Annotated in this window: 19 protein-coding genes, 1 other RNA gene and 1 CRISPR repeat array; of the genes, 6 read left to right on the top strand and 14 right to left on the bottom strand. The window is 68.9% G+C overall.

Annotated elements, in window-relative coordinates; all coding sequences use genetic code 11:
* Positions 1 to 251: 251 nt before the first annotated feature.
* On the top strand, positions 252 to 4,553 hold the full coding sequence (locus ITX44_RS26510) for a Tat pathway signal protein (RefSeq protein WP_307795491.1): 4,302 nt from the start codon (positions 252 to 254) through the stop codon (positions 4,551 to 4,553).
* A 116-nt stretch (positions 4,554 to 4,669) separates the two neighbouring features.
* On the opposite strand, the gene ITX44_RS26515 is transcribed toward ITX44_RS26510, so the two are convergent.
* The 3 genes from ITX44_RS26515 to ITX44_RS26525 all read right to left on the bottom strand — a co-directional run bounded on the left by ITX44_RS26515 (position 4,670) and on the right by ITX44_RS26525 (position 5,907).
* The gene (locus ITX44_RS26515; protein WP_205359905.1) at positions 4,670 to 5,281 is read right to left on the bottom strand and encodes a DUF6461 domain-containing protein; all 612 of its coding nucleotides are present in this window, start codon (positions 5,279 to 5,281) and stop codon (positions 4,670 to 4,672) included.
* Positions 5,282 to 5,526: 245 nt separating this feature from the next.
* Positions 5,527 to 5,709 carry a hypothetical protein gene (locus ITX44_RS26520; protein ID WP_205359906.1) on the bottom strand — a complete coding sequence of 61 codons (183 nt, stop codon included), beginning with the start codon at positions 5,707 to 5,709 and terminating at the stop codon, positions 5,527 to 5,529.
* Complete coding sequence (locus ITX44_RS26525; RefSeq protein ID WP_205359907.1) at positions 5,710 to 5,907, bottom strand: hypothetical protein; 198 nt, start codon at positions 5,905 to 5,907, stop codon at positions 5,710 to 5,712.
* Positions 5,908 to 6,161: 254 nt separating this feature from the next.
* On the opposite strand from ITX44_RS26525, the gene ITX44_RS26530 reads away from it, so the two are divergent.
* Entirely contained in the window at positions 6,162 to 6,380 is a 219-nt protein-coding gene (locus ITX44_RS26530) for a hypothetical protein (RefSeq protein WP_205359908.1), read from the top strand.
* A gap of 41 nt (positions 6,381 to 6,421) precedes the next feature.
* Here the strand turns inward: ITX44_RS26530 and ITX44_RS26535 are convergent, their stop codons facing one another.
* The 9 genes from ITX44_RS26535 to ITX44_RS26575 form a co-directional block, all read right to left on the bottom strand.
* Complete coding sequence (locus tag ITX44_RS26535) at positions 6,422 to 7,138, bottom strand: HAD-IA family hydrolase (RefSeq protein WP_307795492.1); 717 nt, start codon at positions 7,136 to 7,138, stop codon at positions 6,422 to 6,424.
* Complete coding sequence (locus ITX44_RS26540) at positions 7,135 to 7,737, bottom strand: 3'-5' exonuclease (protein ID WP_205359909.1); 603 nt, start codon at positions 7,735 to 7,737, stop codon at positions 7,135 to 7,137. Before ITX44_RS26540 ends, ITX44_RS26535 begins: the two co-directional genes overlap by 4 nt.
* Positions 7,734 to 8,924, bottom strand: a complete 1,191-nt coding sequence (locus ITX44_RS26545) for a radical SAM protein (RefSeq protein ID WP_205359910.1) — start codon at positions 8,922 to 8,924, stop codon at positions 7,734 to 7,736. The genes ITX44_RS26540 and ITX44_RS26545 overlap by 4 nt, the downstream gene beginning before the upstream one ends.
* 22 nt (positions 8,925 to 8,946) lie before the next feature.
* Entirely contained in the window at positions 8,947 to 9,498 is a 552-nt protein-coding gene (locus ITX44_RS26550; protein ID WP_307795493.1) for a nucleoside-diphosphate kinase, read from the bottom strand.
* Positions 9,495 to 10,514 (bottom strand): thymidylate synthase, encoded by a 1,020-nt coding sequence (locus ITX44_RS26555; RefSeq protein ID WP_205359912.1) that lies wholly within the window; start codon positions 10,512 to 10,514, stop codon positions 9,495 to 9,497. The genes ITX44_RS26550 and ITX44_RS26555 overlap by 4 nt, the downstream gene beginning before the upstream one ends.
* A 70-nt stretch (positions 10,515 to 10,584) precedes the next feature.
* A complete protein-coding gene (locus ITX44_RS26560) occupies positions 10,585 to 10,839 on the bottom strand; it encodes a helix-turn-helix domain-containing protein (RefSeq protein WP_205359913.1) in 255 nt (84 codons plus the stop codon).
* A gap of 408 nt (positions 10,840 to 11,247) precedes the next feature.
* Positions 11,248 to 11,709: a DUF6907 domain-containing protein gene (locus tag ITX44_RS26565; protein ID WP_205359914.1), complete on the bottom strand. Its 462-nt coding sequence runs from the start codon at positions 11,707 to 11,709 to the stop codon at positions 11,248 to 11,250.
* On the bottom strand, positions 11,706 to 12,149 hold the full coding sequence (locus tag ITX44_RS26570) for an ATP-binding protein (RefSeq protein WP_205359915.1): 444 nt from the start codon (positions 12,147 to 12,149) through the stop codon (positions 11,706 to 11,708). The genes ITX44_RS26565 and ITX44_RS26570 overlap by 4 nt, the downstream gene beginning before the upstream one ends.
* 468 nt (positions 12,150 to 12,617) lie before the next feature.
* Entirely contained in the window at positions 12,618 to 13,412 is a 795-nt protein-coding gene (locus ITX44_RS26575) for a TauD/TfdA family dioxygenase (RefSeq protein WP_205359916.1), read from the bottom strand.
* A 192-nt stretch (positions 13,413 to 13,604) separates the two neighbouring features.
* On the opposite strand from ITX44_RS26575, the gene ITX44_RS26580 reads away from it, so the two are divergent.
* The 3 genes from ITX44_RS26580 (at position 13,605) to ITX44_RS26590 (ending at position 16,744) form a co-directional block, all read left to right on the top strand.
* Positions 13,605 to 14,015: an NUDIX domain-containing protein gene (locus tag ITX44_RS26580; protein ID WP_307795494.1), complete on the top strand. Its 411-nt coding sequence runs from the start codon at positions 13,605 to 13,607 to the stop codon at positions 14,013 to 14,015.
* A gap of 6 nt (positions 14,016 to 14,021) precedes the next feature.
* Positions 14,022 to 15,179, top strand: coding sequence for a helix-turn-helix domain-containing protein (locus ITX44_RS26585; RefSeq protein WP_205359918.1), 1,158 nt, complete (start codon positions 14,022 to 14,024; stop codon positions 15,177 to 15,179).
* 293 nt (positions 15,180 to 15,472) lie between these two features.
* Entirely contained in the window at positions 15,473 to 16,744 is a 1,272-nt protein-coding gene (locus ITX44_RS26590) for an NsdA family TPR-like regulatory protein (protein ID WP_205359919.1), read from the top strand.
* On the opposite strand, the gene ITX44_RS26595 is transcribed toward ITX44_RS26590, so the two are convergent.
* Both ITX44_RS26595 and rnpB read right to left on the bottom strand, forming a co-directional pair.
* A complete protein-coding gene (locus ITX44_RS26595) occupies positions 16,725 to 17,387 on the bottom strand; it encodes an HAD family hydrolase (protein ID WP_307795495.1) in 663 nt (220 codons plus the stop codon). The two genes, ITX44_RS26590 and ITX44_RS26595, sit on opposite strands and share 20 nt — an antisense overlap.
* Before the next feature lie 658 nt (positions 17,388 to 18,045).
* Positions 18,046 to 19,990: direct repeats of the CRISPR family, unit length 37 nt; unit sequence GTTGCGATCCTCCGTCGTCCCGAAGGGCGACGGCCAC.
* A gap of 544 nt (positions 19,991 to 20,534) precedes the next feature.
* Positions 20,535 to 20,938, bottom strand: an RNA gene (gene rnpB, locus ITX44_RS26600) — RNase P RNA component class A.
* 92 nt (positions 20,939 to 21,030) lie between these two features.
* Between rnpB and yaaA the strand changes: the two genes are divergently transcribed.
* Positions 21,031 to 21,810 carry a peroxide stress protein YaaA gene (gene yaaA, locus ITX44_RS26605; RefSeq protein ID WP_205359920.1) on the top strand — a complete coding sequence of 260 codons (780 nt, stop codon included), beginning with the start codon at positions 21,031 to 21,033 and terminating at the stop codon, positions 21,808 to 21,810.

Consider the following 21,810-nt stretch of genomic DNA (forward strand, 5'->3'; position numbering starts at 1 on the left):
TGCAGCCCAGCAATTTGACATCTACTGCTCTGCACCCAGCTTTCCGTGATCGAACTACCCGTGGCACGTGCAACCAGAATCCGGGTCCGCAATGGATGAACGGAGTGCATGTGAAATCCGTCCGCAGAAGAATCACCGTGGCCCTTACTGCCGGCGTGGTCCTGTCGGGCTTAGCGCCGGCCTTGCAGGCACATGCGAGTTCCCCGCCCCCCGATAAAGCGGTCACCGACAGCCACCAGCCCGTCGGCGCGGTGACGGACCCCGACAAGAACCTCGGCAAGGGATGGCGAACCTCCCCCGACCGTGCCGTCACCTCCGCCGCCGACAGCGACGGCCTGCACATACTCGTCGCGGACAGCAAGGACGCCTATGCGTGGCGGACCGCCGCCGTCCTGGCCGAGCCGGGCATGCCGGCGGACACATGGATCGGCAACAGTTGCGTCATCGATGCCACGCACGCGGCTGTCGCCTACGCGCCGCGGACGTTCACCAACCAGCAGGACCTGATGCTGGGCGGCGCGTTCACCGCAATCGTGAACCTCGACAAGGGCACCGTCGTCAAACTGCCCTTCACCGCATCCCTGGCCTACTTCGACCCAGCATGCAACCCCACGACTCACACTGCAGCGTTCACCGCGTTCCGGGACGACAAGACACGCCTGGTGACGGTCGACACCACAGGCCACACCGTGGCCGATACCACCGCCGACGGCCAGGTGACCTCCGCGATCCCGGTCGCAGATGGCGCCGTAGCCGGGCTCGGCCACCGCCTGGTGCACATCAGCCGCACCGGCAGGACAACGACGCTCGCCACTACCGACAGCGTCCCGTACGACATACGCCCGACAGGCCCGGACAAAGCCGGCAAGGACACCTACGCCTTCCTGGACCACAAAGGCGACACCACCGCGCACGCCAAAGTATGGCGACCCGGCAAGGTCTCGACCGTGGCCACCGGCAAGTTGACGGACCTGGCGCTGCAGCAGTCCGGTGCCGGCGGCGTCTTCCTCACCGGGCACCCCCAGGGCACGCCGAAAACCGCCGACACCGGCATCACGCCCTTGAACGCGAACGCCGACACCCAACCCTCCAGCCTCGGCCGACTGGCCGTGGACCCGGTACTGGCACCGGGCGTGCAGGCCGGCCTGGCCACCATCGCCGACGCCGGCCGCGCCGCTGTCCAGGCCGAACCGGCACCCGCCCAGGCCCCGGCCCAGACGAACACCACCGGTGACGGCACCCTGACGCTGACCGCGACGGCAACCACCACCGGCAAGGAGATCACCCAGCGCGTCAGCACGCCGCACAAGATCTCCGGCACAACCCTGTCGCCTGCGGTCACCAGCGCCTCCAAGGCCGTCCCCCAGAACAGCAACAGCATCCAGAAGCCGGCGGCAGCGGCGGACGGTGACGACCACGACCCGGTGGACACCGACCGCTGGTGCTCCGTGCCCCGCAACGACGTCAATGAGCAGGCCCTGCAGCCCACGCCCAACCAGGTGGAGTGGGCCGTGGACATGGCCGTGCGCGGTGATCTGACCTCGGGCTGGGTCACGCAGGGCGGCTGGCGCTCCCAGATCGGCCTGGGCACCGTCGACCCGCAGGGGCTCTTCCCGGTGCCGTCCCTGACCGGCGGCGGACGCATCCCCGCCCAGGTCGAACTGGGCATCCTCGCCCAGGAATCCAACCTGTGGCAGGCCGAATCCGGCGCGATCCCCGGCCAGATGGGCAACCCGCTGGCGGCGACGGCCGGTTTCTACGGCCACACCGGCACCGACCCGTCCGACTACTGGAAGATCGACTGGACGAAGTCCGACTGCGGTTACGGCGTCGGGCAGGTCACCGACGGCATGCGCATGGCGGGCCACGAAAAGCCCGGCGAGACCGCCCTGCCGCCCACCGTCCAGAAAGCCGTGGCGCTGGACTACACCGTCAACATCGCCGCCTCGCTCCAGATCCTGGCCGGCAAGTGGAACGAGGTCCACACCCCCGGCCAGACCATCACCGTCAACAACGACGACCCCTCCAAGCCCGAGAACTGGTTCACCGCCGTGTGGAACTACAACCTCGGCTTCAACGCACCCTCGGGCGCACCAGGCGTCCCCTGGGGACTGGGCTGGTACAACAACCCCGCCAACCCCCTCTACCCGCCCTCCCGGCTCGCCTTCATGGACACCACCCTCGACTCGGGCGCCAACCACGACGCGGCCCACCCGCAGGACTGGCCATACGAGGAGAAGGTGATGGGCTGGGCCGCCTGGTCCATCGACACCGGCCACTCCTACGCCACCTCCGGCCGCCAGGACTGGCCCGGCGAGAGCGGCTTCTCCTCCGCCGGCTTCCAGCCCACCTGGTGGCTCACTGTCCTGGACCGCAGCGAGATCAAGCCCCCGCTCGACACGTTCTGCACCACCGCGAACGCCTGCGACATCAGCAACCCGCCCCCGTGCGAAACCGACCACATCGACGGCTGCGACCAACTGCACTGGTGGAACGCCGAGAACACCGTCTGGAAACCCGACTGCGCCGACACCTGCGGCCACGAAAGCATCAAATACCAGACGCTCCGCACCGAGCCCGGCCGCGGCTCCCGCCTCCAGTACGGCACACCCGACTGCACCGGAGCACCCGCCGGCTCCTTCGTCGTCGACTCCGACCCAGCCGGCACCCAGACCTGGAGCGACTGCGGCACCGTCTCCACACAAGGCACCTTCCAGTTCACCTTCTACCCCGACACCGCAGGCCAGTACGAAGCCAAGGGCGACCTCCACCAGATCGGCGGCGGCTACCAGGGCCACTTCTGGTACGCCCACGACCGCGACACCGCCCACCTCGGCGGCGACAGTGGACGCATGACGATCCTCGGCGACTGGAAACTCAACTCCCCCCTGCCCCAGGACCAGGCCCAGGTCTACGTCCACATCCCCGACACCGGAGCACAGAGCAAGGAAGCCACCTACCAGATCGTCACGCCCTTCGGTATCAAGTCAAAGACGATCTCCCAAGACACCAATGAGTCCAACAAATGGGTCTCCCTCGGCGCCTACCGCTTCAAGAACCAACCCCCAGAGATCAAACTGTCCAACAGCAACAGCAGCGGGACCGGGGACAGCGACATCGCCTGGGACGCCGTCGCTTTCCTGCCCGGTAACTTCAGTGGCGTGCCGAGCATCACTTTTCCGAACCCCAACGGCTCGGCTCCGCTTCCCGACTTCGCAGGCCCGCCAAGGTCAGTGCAGCGCGGAGGTCTGTTGACACTGACACCAGCCTTACGTGACGAGTTGACGAGGCAGGAGGCAGTCAGTGCCCCCGCGCGCCTCTCGGCCAGGCAGTTTCCCAAGCCGGGAGCCGGGCCGCACTGCTCCGCCCCCGACGCCAGTGGCCGTTCCACCTGCATCACCACAGGGCGGCCGGACTCGGCCGAGGCACGGTCCATGGCCAAGGCTGTGGAACAGCGACAACTCGACGGGATTCCCATCCCGTCCTGGTGCCCTGGATCGCAACTGACGGACACGGAGACGCGTACGGAGGCCTGCCTCAACGGCTTCTCTCCTGTGAACATCGTCTTCCTGGTGAATGACAAGGAAGTGGGCAGGGCCACTTTCGCGATGATGCAGAACATCCAGCTCTACAACAACGCCGCCGAAATGGACCAGACGCTTATATTTGTTCCGTTTCAGATCGACGCGGACCTCGGAGCGGTGTCGTTGAACTGGGCGACGGCCGCCGACTGTGACGACTGCACGCAGTCTCCCAAGGTGACTGTGGGTGAGATGGTCTGGGCGGGACCCGATGATCTCCACGTCGCAGCCCAGACCTTCCAGACGTTCTGGAACGGCACGGGCCAGGAGGACGTCAACTTCGGCTGGGCGCTGACCGGCACGGTCGCAAATGCCGACGTGGTGACCCCGCTGAGTCTGGGCAATACCTACGACGACCTGACGATTCGATGTGACGACATCACCAAGGGCAATAGCAGCCCTGGCTGCGTCTTCAAGAACTACACGCCGACGTACACGGTCAGCACCGACCGCTATCCCGCCGCCGGCGCGTACTACTGGCTGATGAAGACGCACAACAGCAACCACTTCGGCAGCAAGGCCAACAATTCACCGCTACATTACGTCCCCGACGGCCAGAGCGACAACCGCAAGGTGGTATGCCCCGATAGCTGGACCGGCCGCACAGAGACGCCCGACGCGAGTTGCGACGAGTACGCCTTCGCCACTACTCAGGAGAGCGGTGGAGCTCCGGGCAGCGGGGTGGAATCGGGCAACGAATGTGCGCAGTTCTACGCTCTGCCAATCGACAGCAATACGTGGACACTGCGGGACGATGACAACTACGACATCCCCAATTGGTCGGAGAAGTGCGGGCGAGCCAGTATCCCGCTGGACCAGAACACCGGCGCGCTCGCGCCATTCGGCCGTACCGGTGGATTCGTCTGGTACAACCGCATGCTGGCAGGTGATGCCTTCTGGGTGGCCACCCCGGGCTTCGACCACTGCACGGCAGCCGATACCACATGCGTAATGCAGGAAAACGTGAGCTGACCATCAACGGAGCACGATGGGGAGGCTACCGCCCGGTAGCCTCCCCATCGTTCCTCACCGATGTGCCCTTGAACGTAGGGGAGCCTGACTCCCTGCGCCAGACCCATCGCCCACACTCAGAGGCTGTCCAGATTCGGGTGGCCATTCACAGACACCGTGCGCAGTTCTCCCTGCTCTACCAGTTCCCTGGGCAGCGACAGCCCGAAGTGCCGCTCGATCACGCCCAGCGACATCGCTATCCGCTGGGCATGCCGGCTCGCACCCGCCTCCAGGACTGAGCCGTCCGGCAGGAAGACGCCCGCGCTCTCCAAGGCCGTATTGAGCAGATCAGGGTTACTGCCCCACCGCCGACCCTCCTCGGCCAACCCGAAGGAACACAGCAATTCCCCACCGGCCGCGCAGGAAAACATGGATGGCGGATGGTCCGTCTGCGGATCAAGATTCACCGCTTCGCCGCCCCGAGAAAGCTCAGCAAGGACGCCGTGCCGCGTGCCATGCGCCTCACCGTACTCGGCCGCGAATGCCCAGCCGCCCGCCTCACCCAGCCGGGCGATCCCGACATTCGGATCCACGAGCAGTCCCTCGATCTCACGCGCTGTCGCCAGCACCGGAGCCGCAGCCGGATCAGCGCCTAGCCGCCTTCCAAGCTCCTCGGAGTCAAGACCCCGAACGAAGGTCACACTGAAATGCCAGGATGCGTGCGCAAGCCACCGCACACCACTGTCCATGACCCCACCTCACGCGCCGTAGCCGGCCGTCAGCCAAGGCCACCCACAGTACAGGTCTCGTTTCGGCCAGCGGAGCCAACCAATGCTAGGCCAAGAGCCGCAAACGCTGACTGCAACCAGGCAGTTCGCCATCTTGGTCACCGATGCTGCGGGCGACGTGTACGAATGATAGTCCATGATTCTGTGTCAGAACCGCAGCTCTATGAACCGGTTCCCGGGCTTCGAACGGGAGCCCGGATCGGACATCACACCCACTGGAGCATCCGCCCCTCGTTGACGCACACATCGTCCAGCATGGCCTCCTGACTGGGCCACATCAGCCTGTAGGGAGGGGCTCCGAAGTTTGTGCCGCCGTTCTTCCCGTAGTGGGCTCCCGGTCGGTGGTCCACGAACAGGGTGTCGCCCGAGAAGGATTCCACGAACGGCACTCACAGATCGTGAACGATCGTGCCGATCACCGCGTCCTCATCCCCCTCCTCGACGTCCTCAAGGATGTCCTGCGCCATCGACGCGTGCCGGCGTTGGCCTTCCAGGACGCCAGCGGTGCCCAAGAGCGAGTAGCTCAACAGGAAGGCTCCCGGCTCGGTGCTGCCGCGCCGCGGTCTCACCCCGTCGTACAGGGTCACGAGCGTCCTCAGCCCTGGGTGGAGTGGGAACCCCAACTCCGCTTCGAGCCGGTCGATGTCCTCGGTCGATGCGCCGTCCCGTAGCGATGCATAGTCCCCAGGAGCGTGCGTGGCCAGCCAGTCTTCGAGGCGCTGCCAGAGGGCTGGGAGATCCCCTATTCCTGTCACCGTGGCGTCCGCAGATCGATGGGATTCGAAGCACCCGACCACTCAGGCCGGACCACCCGACCCTCCCACGCATAGGGTCGTCCAATATGGCAGCAGCGGAGATCAGTTGGGAGGCTTTCTCGCCACGGTGTTTTGACGCGTACGGCACGGTCCCCCTCCCCTACCGCCACCCCCAGAAGGGCATCGGCTGGGTCACCCTGTGCACAGCCATCCCGGACGACGGCTCCGGCACCAACCTGACCATCGCAACCTTCCACACTGGCACCACCGCACCAACCCTTGCTCCGCCGCTGGCCAGCCGGTGACGGCCGATTGAGCGGCGCCCACCGATGACGGGCTGAAGTCACTAGGCGGCGTACTCCCCCAGCAGCGCGTCGAGCTGCTCCGCGGTGACGTCGGCATCCGTGTGGTGAATCGTCTTGATCCCCAGCGCCGCCGCTGGCGGCAGGTTCTCGGCGTGGTCGTCGACGAACACGCACTCGGGGCCGGCCAGCCCCAAGGCTTCGAGCGTCCGCTCATAGATGAGCGGCGACGGCTTCCTGACCCCTTCGCGCTCCGAAAGGATCACCGCGTCGAACCCGTCGTACAGGCCCAGCTCCTTGTAGGGGTTGTACGGGGTCAGGCCGAAGCTGTTGGACAGCATCGCGACCTTGATGCCGGCCTCGCGGGCGCGCTGGGCCGCGGCGACGATCGCGGCTTCGGGACGCAGGTTGGCCAGGGCGCGGCGCATCAAGTCCGTGGGGTCGATGCCGAGGATCCCGCCGATCACCCGGTTCCAGTCCTCCTGCGTGGCCCGGCCCACCTCCAGGTCCGCGTACACCCGTACGCCGTCCGGGTGCCCGAGGGCCGCGAAGTAGGCACAGCAGGCCAGCCCTTCGGACCGCTCGAAAGCCTCCCCGTTGCGCCTCATCCGGGTGGTCAGGACTCCGCCGAAGTCGAGGATAAACCCGCGATAGGCGAGATCGGAGAAGACGACTCCTTGCTGGACGTGGACAGATCCGGCCAGGCCACTTGGCCCCGGCGCGCCGCCACTCTCTATGGGGCCGGGCATGGTGCTGGTCACCACAGCGTGGGGTCCTGGTCGGGTTGGGGGGCGCCCGGCAGGCCGGGCGGGACGGCTGCGGCGGCCAGGTCGGCGAAGGTGGGGTAGTTGGTGGCCATGGCGATGAGGAGTTGGGCGGTGGCGTAGGCGTCGTAGGTGGCGCGATGGCGTTGGGCGGGGGCTGCGGACAGGTCGGGTCGCAGGTGGGTGATGAGGGTGTCGAGGCTGTAGGCGGGCAGATCGGGGTGGGTGGCCTTGGCCAGGCGGAGGGTGTCGAGGACTCCGGTGGGGTGCCAGGCCGGCAGATGCGCGGACAGGACGCGGTGGTCGGTGTGGGCGTTGTGCGCGCAGATCCAGGCGGTGCCGAGCAGGTCGTGGACCTGGGGCGCGACCTGGGGCCAGGGCGGGCAGTGCGTCAGGGCGTCGTTGGTCAGGCCGTGGATCCTGGCGGCGTAGGGGGTGACCGGCCGGGGCGGGCGGATCAGCCACGCCCCGGCGGTGCTGGTGTCCGGCCGGCCGTCCCGTACGGGCAGGGCGGCGACTTCCACCAGGTCGGGTGGGTTGGCGCCGTTGCCTTCGACGTCCACGACGAACAGGGGCGGCCAGTCGGTGAAGATCACGGTGTGGTGGTTCCGTTCTCCGCCGTGGGCCAGCCGATGGGGGCCCGGCCGTGCCGGCGGTGGTGGTGGGGCTTGGCGCGGTCGTGGACCTGGAAGCGGTGGCCGTGCTGGAGGAAGTAGCGCGGGGGTTCGTCCAGTCCTTCCACGATGATGGCCCGTTCGTCGATCTCCACCGTGCCGGTGGCTCCCAGGGCCCTGGCTTCGGCGGTGACCTGGCCGAGGTCGGGCCTGGTCCATGCGCCGGCGCAGCGGGCGATCTGTTCGGGCGGGCAGATGTCGCACAGTTCGCGGATGCCGTAGTGGCCGTTGTAGTCGGCCTCGCCGTGGGCGTAGGCGACGGCGCAGGAGGTTTTGCGGAAGAGCGCGCCCCACGGTGCGTCGGTGTTGTCGAGGGTGTGGAAGAAGTCCAGGATCCGCTGTTCGGCCTGCTCGGGAAGGATCTTGCGGCGGGCGGTGTCTTCGTAGGGCATGGGCAGGCCGTGGGCCTGGTAGTAGTCGGCGATCTGCTCGCGGAAGAACAGGCCGGTGAAGACCGTGGCGTCGGCGAAGGCGGACAGCTCGCGGGCGCGCTCCAGGTGGGCGTCGGAGTCGTTGAGGCCGGGAACGATCGGACGCCAGTACAGCACCGTGCGGTAGCGGTCGACGTGCTCGTACAGGGTGCGCAGGCTGGCGGCGGCGATGGCGGAGTCGACCGGTTCGATGGCTTCGTGGTCGATGCCGGAGTGGGTGACCAGCACGGTCACCCGAAGGTGGGTGAGGGAGTTGAGGACCTGGCAGTCCTGCGGGGTGACGCGCCAGCGGGTGATGATCAGGACGTGGTTGGTCAGTCCGCGGTCGTCCAGGGCCCGCAGTACGGCGAACAGGTGGGGTTTGACGGCCGGGAGCATGGGGTCGGTGGCCCGGTTCAGGAGCTGGACAGGGGTGGTGTGCGGGCGGAAGTAGGGGTGGCCGACCAGGGCCTGGACTGCGTCCTCGTCGCTCATCAGGCGGCGCGGGATCTTCATGCCGAAGTTGTCGAACAGGTGCCGCACGCAGTAGCCGCAGTCCAGGGGGCAGCCGATGATCCAGTTCAGGGACAGCCCGGACTTGCGGTACTCGATGACATCGGCCAGGGCGGGCTTGAGCTGTCCGATCCGGTCGGCGGACAGGATCGGCAGTGGCCTTCGCGGAGCGGCGGGTGCGTTCATGATGCCTCCATGGGGTGGGGGATCAGCGGGTGGCACTGCGCGGGCGGGGCAGGAGCAGCTCGCGGCGGGCGGCTCCGTACCAGGTGCCGAAGTCGCGGCGGGCGGCCTCGGCGTTGTCGGAGGTATGGACGAGGTTGCGCACGAGCCGCCGCTCGGCCAGGGCCAGCTCCAGGCTGTCCTCGCCGTAGTCGCCGCGGATCGTGCCTTCGGCGGCCCGGGCCGGGTCGAAGTGCCCGAGTTCGGCCCGGAGCCTGGCGTGCAGGTCCGGCCCGCCGCAGGCGAGGGCGACGGTGACGGTCCGGCCGGCGTACTCGGCGTCCAGGCAGGCCGGGATGTCCCGGCCGGGGAACCAGTCCTTGTCCACCAGCAGGTCCCAGTAGTGGACGTGGATCTGCCAGGGCTGGACGATCACCCGGGTACGGCCGGTGATCTCCACGCCCGGAAGGGCCAGCCTGGCCAGGACGGTGTCGGTCAGCCCGCGGTCGACGGCGTCGGGCTTGCACAGGATCACCGACCGCCGATCCCAGTCGACGCCGTCGACCACCGCGCCGCTGCGGTGCGGCTTGGTGTTCACCGGTCGCCCTGCTCGTGCGCGCAAGCGGGCCACTTGCGGCCGGCCAGCCAGCGCAGGCCCGGCCACAAGGCGCCCAGCACGTCCGGGCCGACGCGGTCGGTGTGCTCGTGCTGGATCTGCCGGTAGACCTCGAACAGCAGGAGCACCTGCTGCCAGTACGGGTCCACGCCGAGGTCGGCGATGTCGGCCGCCGTGTACTGCACGGCGTCGGTGCGCAGGGCTTGCTCATGTTCCAGCAGGCGGGCGATGGTCTTCGGACCGGTGCTCGCGGGCATCGACGGGAACGGGAAGTCCTGCGGAGCCGCCCGGGTCGCCGCCTCGGCCAGGACCCGGTTCACCCGCTCGGTGTCGCGGTCATTCACATGCGCGGAGCCGATGTAGTGGGTGTACGAGCCCAGGCGCAGGCCGAGCTGCACGGCCGCGTACTCCTGGATCATGGTGAAGGAGAACACGTCGGACAGCAGCCCGCCGTCCAGGTCGTTGGCCCGCATGGAGCAGACCATGTGCAGGTACCCGTCGCGAGGCAACAGATGAAGCCCGGCCAGGCAGGCCACGTCCGGGTTGTCGTCGATCGCCAGCTCCCGCGCGGCGAAGACCGGCAGGAAGCCGCGCTTGCTGTCCCTCTCGCGCCGCAGCAGTTCCAGGACGCGATCGAAAGGTGAACGGTCGTCACCCGGGGCCGGGGTGAACAGGGTGTGGCCGTACGCGGAGCCCTCGATGGTCACGCCGTCACGCGAACTCGCAGCCATCGACGGCGCGTAGTAGCCGATCATCTCCAGGTCACAGCGGCCGGCCAGATACCAAAGGGCCTCGGCGAAGTGGAAAACCGGGTTGGCCTTGCGGGCGGCGAGATACGGAAGGCGCTGGCGCGGGTCGGGCAGACGGAAGGCGACGCCGATGACCTCGCGCGCCGCATTTCCGCGCGGAGCGATGCGGTGCTCGAAGCCAGCAGTGACGTGGGCCAAGAGGTCGAGATAGGCCGCTTCGAGTCCGGGGTAGGCCGGTGGTGTCAGCAAGGGAATCTCCGATCGACGGGGAACGACAGGTGGCGTTCGGGCGGATCCGGTACGAGCAGGCAGGAGGCTTTTAACGCGGGGCGTCGGTGGTGTGTTTGCGTTCCAGTCCGACGACAGGGCAGTTGAGCGCCTCGGCGATCTTGGCGAGGTTCGCCGGTGTGGCGTTGCGCCAGCCGGACTCGATCTCGGACATGAGCTGTTCCGAGATGCCGATACGTGCGGCCAGTGCCCGCTTCGTGAGGCCCGCCTTTTTGCGGGCCCACGTGACCATCGCCGGCTCGTGGTCCAGCCGGCGCGGCCGGGAGCGCTTGCGGCCGGTATTCATCGCCGCGCCCTGGGGTACCGGTGCGAAGTGCGCGAGGGCTGAGAGGCGCCGGGACCGTCTGGCGGTACCAGCCTCGCGTCGTCCAGTTGCCGACGCAGGGCTCGGTGGGCGACGTGGCCGGACCACAGATCCTGCACGGCCCACGCCAAGCGCTCCCGCATGCCCGGTCTGCAGGGATGCATGATCCGCTCGACGTTCTCCTTGCACTGTGCCTCCGGGGTGAACGGACGCGGGGGCGGCTTCATCGTTGGTGTCTTCCTTGCGGTCGGGAACGGCGGTGCTTTCCCGGTGGGCGGCAGGGCAGTGGTGAGGGTTGTCCCGTACCGGCGGCATCGTGACCGGGATGGGGGCCGGTACGGGCGTATCGGGCCGGCCCGCTGCTTGAAGCCGGCGGGCTTTGGGAGCGGGTCAGTTCTGCGGGGCGGGGACTGGGTGGTGCTTGGCCCAGTCGGTGCGGGCGGCGGCGAGCATGGGGGCGGTGTGTGTGATGAGCTTGTCGGCCAGGCCGCGGAGTTGGTGGCCGAGAGCTTCGATGGCCCCGGGGTCGAGGCCGGTGAGCCAGAAGTCGTCGACAATCTGGACAGCGGCGGTGGGGATGCAGGGTTCGTCGTCCTCGCCGAAGGGCTTGCACGCGATCGTGACGGCGAACACGGGCCGGTACAGGGCTGGCTCCTGGCCCTGCACGACGGGCAGAACCAAGCCGGTCGCGTCGGATTCCAGCACGAGATCGGCCAGAACGAGATGCAGTTCGCCGATCGGCACGCCGGCCAGGCTCGGGTCCTGACTGGCCCAGGCCGGCAGGTACCCTCGTACCGCCTCGCCGGTGTCAGTCGCGACCACCCAGGCCCGGGCCCGCTGCGGTTCACTCACGGCGACACCTCTGCGTCGTTCCCTTCGACGCACTCCGCCCATACGAGCTTCCCAATGCCGTCCCGGTCACTGACGCCCCACCGTCCACTGGTGACGCAATCGACCAGCGTGAGGCCGCGGCCGGACTCCTCGTCCTCGGATGCCTCGCGCAGTTCGGGCTTCGCCGCGTTCGCATCGTGCACCTCAATGCGGACCCCGCGGGGCTGGAGCTCGAACCGCGTCTCGATCTGGTGCCCCTCCGGGTTTCGCGCGTGGCGCAGGCTGTTGGTGAACAGCTCCGAGAGCACCAGCACGGCCGGCTCCCACACGCCCTCGGGCACGTGCCACTTGACCATTTGGAGCCGCAATTCGTGCCGTACCCGGGCGACGTTGCGGTCGTAGTTCGCCCAGCGGTGGGCCACGATGCGCTCTTCCCCGGGAGCGCCGGACACAGGCAGCATCACCGCGCCACCCCCGCGGCACTCAGCCCGGCGCCAAAAGTGCTGGTCTCCGCGCCAAAGCGGTCGACGCCAACGGAGCAGGCGCCCAAGTGCAGAGCGAGTCCGTACCGGCGGCGGCCGTAGCGAGTGCCCCTGCTGGGAAGCGTGGCGCGCGGCTGGCTGTGCGTGGGGGCCGGGCCGGTCTCGGTAGAGACCTTGTCCAAGACGCCCGTACTGCTGGTGGTCAGTGCAGTGGTGCACATGGGTGGTTCCTCGGTCGGGATGGGCGGTGGGGTTCTCGGTGTGCAAGGTTCTTGAGCGAGGCGAGGGAAACGCGCTGCATCCACGTCGGCGGCGGTCCCTGCTGATCCCTGGCAGTGGTGTCTGCGCCGAGGCGTCGGGTTGGTCAGGGGGTAGGGGCGATAGCGCCGGGGAGGTCGGCGCGAATCCCGGCCGACGCGGGGATGCCACGGGGGCTTCGACTGGTCATCAGGCTGTCTCCAGGGCAGGGCGGGTCTGCCGGTCGGGGAGGGCGAATCCCGCGGGGAGGGAGAAACGGGGGTTGCCGAGGGCCCGGTACATGCGGCGGGGACCGGCGAAGGCGGTGCGTGCGTGCAGCCACCGGGAGTTGTCGATCAGGTAGGCGTCGCCGGCTTCCAACAGCAGTCGCTGCCGGCGACGGTGAATCGCTACCGTCAGGGCAGGTATGTGCGGGTTGACCAGGGGGTTCCATCGCACGAGGTCGTCGAGCCGGAGACGTACGCTGACGCGCCCGTCGCCTGTGGACCTGAAGACGGGTGCGAAGACGCCGTCCTGGCCGCCGAAGAAGCCGGCGAGATCCTCCGAGAGCGCCTCGACTGCCTCGGGACGCTCAGCCGCGAGGTCGGTGTAGACGTCGAGACCGTCGGTCAGGAACGTGTCGCCGCCTTCTTCAGCGGGCCGGGCGCAGACGAACAGCATCAGACGAGGAGGAGACGGGGTACCGGACCGCTCCGTGTGCGGAGCCAGCGCGCCGGCTCCCAGACCGGCGAAGCCGGGGCGGTCGTGATGACGGCGGGTGTTGTGGATGACGGTCAGCCCGTCGGAATCGCTGTCGCGATGGGACACGATGTCCAGGTATTTGGCCGTCAGTTTCAGCACGGCAGCCCGGCTGTCGAGGCCGTCCAGCGTGACCAGGCCGTGTCGGCGAAGCCGCGAGGTGATGATCTCTTTCGCGCCGTCGGCACGATGGTCGACGTAGTGCTCGGCGAACAGGTCACGGCTGGGTACCGCTGCACGGGACATTGCCGAACTCCTCTGGCAGCAGGAAGGGGTGGGTTCACTGTCGACAAGCCCGGCCAGGGGGGTAAAGCGACAGATTGTCAACCAGCTCCTACGCTCCGCGCAGGCCGGCGGCCGCTGATCGCGTGCTACGGTCCGAGGACGATGCACACAGCGAGGACTGCCATGCCGTCGTACAAGCCGCCTTTGTGGCCCGTGTCTGTCAAAGCCGTCGTCTTCGACAGCGACGGCCGAGTGCTCTTGCTGGAGAACGAGCGCGGTGAGTGGGAACTCCCCGGCGGGCGCCTGGAGATCGCCGACCAGGACACCGGAGAAGCAGCGGATGCAGCTCCCGAGACCGCGGTCGAACGGGAAGTCCTGGAGGAGACCGGCTGGCAGGTGAAGGCCGATGCCCTCATCGAGGACGGCGTGTGGATCTACGAGCCCATCCCGGGCCGCCGTGTCCTCATCGTCACCTACGGCTGCACCGCGCTCAACCCCTACCGTGAACCGGTGGCCAGCACAGAGCACAAGCGGGTGGGCCTTCACCCCATCGCCGACGTGCCGGGACTGGTCATGCCCGACGGCTACAAGAAGTCGATCCTCATATGGAACGGACGGGCCTGATCCGCCATGAGGCGTGACCCAGGAGCGCTCGCCTCGGCACGCCAGTGGCACTGGGCCACCCCGGAAGCACAAGCTGTTCTTGCGACCCGGAACCTTGGCACGATCCTGCGCTTCTACCGTCGGACGAACCGACTCAGCCAGACCGAACTGGGTGCGGTCCTCGGCTACGACAAGACGTACATCAGCCTGTTGGAGGGGCAGAAGCGCACCCTCAACGACGTCGGCTCCCTGGAGCAGGTGAGCCGGCTTCTCGGCCTGCCACCTCACGTCCTGGGCATCACCACCGCCGCCGATTCCGACCACCAGCTCGTACTCCAGCTCGGGCAGTCCACCGTCCGCCTCGCCGAGATCGCACGGCAGTCCGGCCGCGCCGCCGATGCCGTAGCGGAACTGTGGCCGCTGGTCGCCCGGCTGGAGGCCCGAGTCGCGGACGGCCACGCCGAGCGCGAGTCCCTGCGCCTGCTGGCTCAGGCACGTGTAGGACTTGGTGTGGCGCTCGGCCACGTACTGCCCGAAGAACGGCTGGCAACCGCGGCTCACTGGACGGGCAAGGCACTGGAGATCGCCGCCTTTTTCGGCGACGCCGGCTTCACCTCCCACGTGCTGCGCATGCACGGCAACGAACTCCGAAAAGCCGGCTTGCGCGGCGCCGCGGTCAACCGCCTCGGCCGCGCGGCCGCCCTCGCTCCCGACTTGGAGACGCGAGCCGCCGTTCTGCCGCTTCTGGCCCGTGCCGCCGGAACGCTGGGCAACGCCGAACTGTTCGACCGCGCGATGCGGGAGGCCGAGACGACGCTCGACCAAGTCGAGCACACCAGCCTCGTCAACTCCTCCTCGCTGCACGAGGTTCGCCTGCGCGGCCTGCTGGCCACCGGCCGTACCCACGCCGCCATCCACCTGGCCGACCAGGGCGCGCCGGCGGACCCGGCCATGGCGCCTCAGTGGCGGGTCATCGAAAAGATCACCATCGCACGCGTCCACATCGCGGCCGGCAGCCCGCGCACAGCGGTGGAGGTGCTCACCGATGCGATCCGCGAGGCGACCCGCCAACGGCTCCCGCACCAATTGCAGCGGGTTGTCCGCGTCGCCGACGTGCACCTGCCCGAGGTGACGGAGAGTGCCACACATGCCCTCGCCGGCCTTCGCGAAGAGATGGCGGCCTGACGATTGATGCTGCCGGCCCGCGGATAAGGGGGCGGCGTCCATCACCAAGGAGCGTCCGGCCAGGGACACGGTCGACACCGAAGACTGGTCCAGGGACATGCTGGCGCCCTCCTCACTGGCTGTACGGCCTTGACTACGGGAGAGGCCATCGTGGACCGCCGCCACGCCGGAGACGAGGACTTTCACAGGACGCTGAAGGGACTTCTAGGGGCCATTTGTGCCGATCCATGGAGACAAGCCCCTGGGGACAGGTCTTACTGTGGACTCGTCAGACACCCACCCAGGAGGCGAAGATGGGACGCTCGTCCGGCAACATCAGGCTCAAGACGGCCCGGCAGGCAGCGGGTTACGCGTCGCAAAGAGCACTGGTCGAGGCAATGGCGAAAGCTGCTGGGCAACTTGGGATGCGCGGCTTCGCCGTCGGCGAGCGGCAGGTCCGCCGCTGGGAGTCCGAGGCTCCCGGCTGGCCGCACCCCGATGCGCAGAGGGTCCTCACCCACCTTCTCGGACAGGACATGGCACAACTCGGCTTCCGGGCCCCTTGGGATCAGAAAGGGGAGACGTCCGACGTGACCCGCCGGACCGTACTGACGGGAACGGTTGCCGCAGTCGGGCTCGCCAGCGTACCGATGGCCAGTGCCACCCCTCAGCCGGCCACCATCGCCGCGGACTTCACCACAGTGACCGAAGCCCACCGCCGCATGTACTGGTCGGTTCCGCCTGCTCAGCTCCACGGCTCCGTCGCCGAGCACGCAAGGCTGGGCAGCACGCTGCTGCTCCAGACCTTGGGAGCGACACGCCAGGCTGTGGCTACTTCGCTGGCAGAGACCTACCTTCTCGCCGGGAGGATCGAGTTCTTCGACCTCCAGGAGGCCGACCTTGCCGCCGACACCTTCGTGCAGGCTCTCCAGGCCGCGGGCGAGGCAGACGACAAACTGCTGGGGTCCGCGATCCTTGCCCATGCCGCCTTCGTGCCGGCCTGGGTCGGTCACCGTGACGCCGCCCTGGAGCGCATGCGTGCCGCCCGTTCCTATGCCCGGCGCGGCCCGGCCCCGGCCACCTTGCTGGCCTGGCTGGACGCGGTCGAGGCCGAAGTGGAAACGCGCTGCGGCAACATCCGCACCGCTCTCCACCTCCTCGGCAACGGCGAGGACGTCCTTGCCGCCGACTCACCCCACCCGACGCCGGCTTGGCTGGACTGGTTCTCCGCGGTGCGCCTGTTGGCGTTCAAGGGCAACACGCAGCTCAAGGCCGGTCATTTGCCCCAGGCCCGGCAGAGCCTGCTCCGGGCGCTGGAGGATCTGCCGTCCGACGAGGCCAAGCAGCGCTCCGTCATCCTGGGCGACCTGGCCGCGGTCGAGGCCGCGTCCGAGCACCCCGAGGAAGCCTGCGCGTACGCCCTTCAGGCCCTCGACCAGCTCGAAGCCACGTGGTACGCCACCGGCATGGACCGGGTCCACGACGTACGGCGGGCACTGGAACCCTGGCAGCAGGAGCAGTGCGTTCGTGACCTGGACGATCGCCTTTACGGCTGGGCCACGACCGTCAGCGCGCTGCAGCGTTGAACGCGGCGATCCGCTCCGGGAGTTCGCCGAGCGAGCCGATCCGCATCGTGGGCAGCTCGTCCGCCGCGGGGTCCTGGGCCTGGATCGTGCCCCAGGGGCCGCGGCGGATCAGCGCCGTCGCGTAGCCGGCGGCGACGGCCGGCCGGATGTCGTTGTCGAGCCGGTCGCCTACGTACAGGATCTCCTCGACCGGGAACGGCACCACGGCCGCCACCCGCTCGAAGAAGGCCGGGTCCGGCTTGGAGGCACCCCAGTCGTCGGACGTGCCGATCATGTCCACGTCCTTGGTGAACAGCTCCCGCAGCAGGTGGCCGGCCCGCACCGTTTGATTCCCCGCGATGCCCAGCCACAGCCCGGCAGCACGCAACGCGGCCAGGGCAGGCCGGACGTCGGGATAGAGGTCCTCCTCGCCGAAATACTCCGGCTGCCCGGCCGCCGCTCGCGCCTCGCGTTCCACCGACAGGTCGAACCCGGGCCGGAGAACCTGGAACGTCTCCCGGTAATCCTGGCCACGCGCGATCACGGCACCGAAAACCGCGGCGAAGGTGTGCCGGGGAACCCCCAGCCAGTCGGCCCACGTCCCGTACTCGCGGGTCTCGTCCACCAGACACTCACCAACGTCGAAGACCACAGCGCGAATCACGCAGCGATCATATGCCCGTCAGGAGAGCTGATCACCACGAACAGCGGCCACCATTGCGCAGCCGATCTCGTGGGGTTCCAGCATGGGGTTGAGATCTCCCAGAGAGCAGCGGCCACGCGTGGCCGAGCCCGGAGTGACCGTCAGCCTAGTCGTTGCGATCCTCCGTCGTTCCGAAGGGCGACGGCCACGTGCCGTCCGCGGCGGCCCGCAGCGCGACGTCACGGTTACGATCCTCCGCCGTCCCGAAGGGCGGCCACGAGTTGGTGGTCCGCGGAGGTGGCCGCGTCGTGCAGGTTGCGATCCTCCGCCGTCCCGAAGGGCGACGGCCACGGTTCGTCGGGCGTGGAGCCGATGGTGCTGACGACGTTGCGATCCTCCGTCGTCCCGAAGGGCGGCGGCCACAACCGCCCGCCGGAACGCGAGCCCGACAGAACGGACGTTGCGATCCTCCGTCGTCCCGAAGGGCGGCGGCCACCGCCCCCTACCCCACCGACACGCACCACGACGTGGCGTTGCGATCCTCCGCCGTCCCGAAGGGCGACGGCCACATCGAGCGATCGGTGGGTGCGTCGGCGAAGTGCCAGTTGCGATCCTCCGCCGCCCCAAGGGAACGGCGCCCATCCTGCCGGTCACCAATCAGGTAGTAGCCGAAGTCGACGTTGCGATCCTCCGCATCCCCGAAGGACGGCGGCCACCGGGAGCACGTGACGCTGCTCGCGCCTACCGGCAACGGGTTGCGAGCCTCCGTCGTCCCGGAGGGCGGCGGCCACATGGACACGCATAGTCTCGGGTAACGACAAGATGTAGTTGCGATCCTCCGCCGTCCCGGAGGGCGGCGGCCACGTGGCGTCGACCTGGTCGTCGTGCGCACCGTTCGGGTTGCGATCCTCCGCCGTCCCGGAGGGCGGCGGCCACGAGCCCGTAGGTGCCCTGCATGTCCCACGTCTGCGGGTTGCGATCCTCCGCCGTCCCGGAGGGCGGCGGCCACCGGCAGGGTCTCGTCGACGGCGTGGTCCCAGCTGGTGTTGCGATCCTCCGTCGTCCCGAAGGGCGACGGCCACCTGCGGCTGTCCGCCGTACCTCGTACCCGTAGGCAAGGTTGCGATCCTCCGTCGTCCCGAAGGGCGACGGCCACCCCGGTTGCCGTGGTCGCACTTCGTGGCGGCGTTGCTGTTGCGATCCTCCGTCGTCCCGAAGGGCGACGGCCACTGCGGTGGACGCTGTAGGCCTGGATGCGGTCGAGGCGGTTGCGATCCTCCGTCGTCCCGAAGGGCGACGGCCACCGGTACGTACGCCGCCGCTCGGCGCCATGAGCGCAGAGTTGCGATCCTCCGTCGTCCCGAAGGGCGACGGCCACCAGGCATGCCATCCAGTACGGCCACTCCGTGGGCCTGTTGCGATCCTCCGTCGTCCCGAAGGGCGACGGCCACCGGCGGGACCTGGCCCTGCGGGTCGCTCGCTGCATTGTTGCGATCCTCCGTCGTCCCGAAGGGCGACGGCCACGACGGCCTGGAGGTGCGGGGGCAGGTGGTCGTACGCGTTGCGATCCTCCGTCGTCCCGAAGGGCGACGGCCACCTGGGTCCTGCGGGACCTCCGGGACGTCCTGCTCTGTGTTGCGATCCTCCGTCGTCCCGAAGGGCGACGGCCACGCTGACCTCCACGCACCGCGACAACCTGCTGTACGTGTTGCGATCCTCCGTCGTCCCGAAGGGCGACGGCCACCCGCGGGGCGTGCACGGTGGGCCGGGGCATGTCGGCGTTGCGATCCTCCGTCGTCCCGAAGGGCGACGGCCACCAGGGTCATCGGCGGCACCGCAGTCAGCGTTGTGGAGTTGCGATCCTCCGTCGTCCCGAAGGGCGACGGCCACTAGGAGATCACCGACATGCCCGTGGGCTGCTCCGGGGTTGCGATCCTCCGTCGTCCCGAAGGGCGACGGCCACCCCGGCGGCTCTGGCCGCCGATGACCTGGATGCCCCTGTGTTGCGATCCTCCGTCGTCCCGAAGGGCGACGGCCACGCGCCTGGCCGTTCGCCCACCGGGCGTGCGGCACGATGTTGCGATCCTCCGTCGTCCCGAAGGGCGACGGCCACGCGATGCGTGTCACACAACGCGTATTGCGACGCAGCGTTGCGATCCTCCGTCGTCCCGAAGGGCGACGGCCACGCTCGTCGCCGTCCGCGCGGCCGTTGCAGGAGGCGTTGTTGCGATCCTCCGTCGTCCCGAAGGGCGACGGCCACGCCTCGGCAACGGATTCGGTGGCGTCCTGCGGCTGGTTGCGATCCTCCGTCGTCCCGAAGGGCGACGGCCACGCGGATGATCTTCTCGCCGTAGCCGGTCGGCTCGATGTTGCGATCCTCCGTCGTCCCGAAGGGCGACGGCCACGGGTGGGGTGGGTGCGGGGTGCCGGGGACGGGATTGTTGCGATCCTCCGTCGTCCCGAAGGGCGACGGCCACACGGACCGGCCCGCCAGGAGTCGCTGAACTACGTCGTTGCGATCCTCCGTCGTCCCGAAGGGCGACGGCCACTCCTGGGACCACTCGGCCAGGTTGGACGCGAGGATCTGGTTGCGATCCTTCGTCGTCCCGAAGGGCGACGGCCACGGCATTTGAGCAGCACAATCATGGACCCGAGCCGCGGTGACTGGCGAGTCTTCGGTGATCAAGACGGCATCATTCGGACGTTCTGCTTCGGTAGGACCCGCGTGTCCCGTGCATGCTTGGGGTTCCGAAGCAGCGTCCGGGCCGGTGCGGACTACCTCTCCCTCACACCGGGGGGCCATAGGGGTGACGCGGCTACCTTACGAGGGACAGGCCCTCGCCACAGGCCGTCGGCGCACCTTCAGGGACGTAACGGAATCATCACCCGAAGCCGCAGCTACGGATCCGCCCTCCGCCTGCGCTCTCCTCACGCTTCGGCCGGGCTTCGGCAGACCCGAGGCTCAGCAGCCTCGCGCCCCAGGCCCTGAAAGTCCAGCTCAGAGGAGCCGCCACCGCCACCGCGTCAGGGACTTTTCAGGGACTTTCAGCGCTGTCCGAGGGACTTCCGAGGGAGTTTTCGCTGCTCAAAACGGTAAGCCGGTGAAAGCCCGGGAAGGGGCTCCGGCGCAGGTCGGAGCCCCTTCCAGGGGAAAACAAAAGGTAGCGGCAGACGAGTCGGGCTGTACGCCGGATTCTGTCGCCGGGCGGCCTCGCGGCCGGCCGGGAGACGGCCATCCATCTAGGGCCGGCGTTGCCGCCGGCCTCGTGCGGTCTACCCGCGGACTCGGGCGGGCAGCCCTCGAACGTCCGCGCAGGGCCGCCGAGGCGGCCCCTTTTGACCTTGCTCCGGGTGGGGTTTACCGAGCCGCCTGGGTCACCCCAGGCGCTGGTGGTCTCTTACACCACCGTTTCACCCTTACCGGGGGCCAGGGCCCCCGGCGGTCTGCTTTCTGTGGCACTGTCCCGCGGGTCGCCCCGGGTGGGCGTTACCCACCACCCTGCCCTGTGGAGTCCGGACGTTCCTCGGGGCGGTCCCCGAAGGGATCACCACGCGGCCGTCCGCCCGGCTCGTCTGCCGTTCCGCCATCGTAATGGGTCCGGGGCACCGGCACGTACTCTGTGGGGACCGTTCCGGGCTGGGTCCCGTTCCGAGAGGAGAACACGTGCTCGTCCTGCTGCCGCCGTCGGAGGGGAAGGCCGCCGCCCGGCGGGGCCGGCCCGTCGCGCTCGACGCGCTGTCGCTGCCCGCGCTGACCGCGGCCCGCGAGGCGGTGCTGGAGGAGCTGATCGCCTTGTGCGCCGCCGACGAGGACAAGGCCGCCGAGGTCCTGGGGCTCAGCCCCGGGCTGCGTGGCGAGGTGGCCAAGAACGTGCACCTGCGCACCGCCCCCGCCCTGCCCGCCGGCCGGCTCTACACCGGTGTCCTCTACGACGCCCTCGACCTCGCGGGCCTGTCCCCCGCCGCCCGGCGCCGCGCGAACCAGTCCGTGCTGATCTGCTCCGGGCTGTGGGGCGCGGTCCGGCTCACCGACCGCATCCCCGCCTACCGCTGCTCCATGGCGGTACGGCTGCCCGCGCTCGGCGGCCTCGCCGCGTACTGGAACCCGCACCTGGAGCAGGCGCTGCCCGAGGCCGCCGGCCGCGGCCTGGTGCTCGACCTGCGCTCCTCCGCGTACGCCGCCGCCTGGAAGCCGGCCGGCGACCTGGCCCGGCGCACCGCCTCGGTCCGGGTGCTCCAGGTCACCGTCGTCGACGGCGTGGAGAAGCGGTCCGTGGTCAGCCACTTCAACAAGGCCACCAAGGGCCGGCTGCTGCGCGCCCTGCTGGAGTCCGGCGCCCGCCCGGCGAGCGTGGCCGGCCTCGCCGGGGTCCTCCGCGAGCTGGGCTTCACGGTGGAGGAGGGCCCCGGCGGGCGGCTGGACGTCCTGGTACGGGAGCTGTAG

This window comes from Actinacidiphila acididurans, assembly GCF_016918855.1.
Lineage (GTDB): Bacteria > Actinomycetota > Actinomycetes > Streptomycetales > Streptomycetaceae > Actinacidiphila > Actinacidiphila acididurans.

Bases quoted from the DNA above. Each gene is read 5' to 3' on its own strand.
- ITX44_RS26515 (WP_205359905.1), bottom strand. From the start codon at position 5,281: ATGGACAGTGGTGTGCGGTGGCTTGCGCACGCATCCTGGCATTTCAGT.
- ITX44_RS26530 (WP_205359908.1), top strand. From the start codon at position 6,162: ATGGCAGCAGCGGAGATCAGTTGGGAGGCTTTCTCGCCACGGTGTTTT.
- ITX44_RS26545 (WP_205359910.1), bottom strand. From the start codon at position 8,924: ATGAACGCACCCGCCGCTCCGCGAAGGCCACTGCCGATCCTGTCCGCC.
- ITX44_RS26560 (WP_205359913.1), bottom strand. From the start codon at position 10,839: ATGAATACCGGCCGCAAGCGCTCCCGGCCGCGCCGGCTGGACCACGAG.
- ITX44_RS26570 (WP_205359915.1), bottom strand. From the start codon at position 12,149: ATGCTGCCTGTGTCCGGCGCTCCCGGGGAAGAGCGCATCGTGGCCCAC.
- ITX44_RS26575 (WP_205359916.1), bottom strand. From the start codon at position 13,412: ATGTCCCGTGCAGCGGTACCCAGCCGTGACCTGTTCGCCGAGCACTAC.
- ITX44_RS26585 (WP_205359918.1), top strand. From the start codon at position 14,022: ATGAGGCGTGACCCAGGAGCGCTCGCCTCGGCACGCCAGTGGCACTGG.
- ITX44_RS26590 (WP_205359919.1), top strand. From the start codon at position 15,473: ATGGGACGCTCGTCCGGCAACATCAGGCTCAAGACGGCCCGGCAGGCA.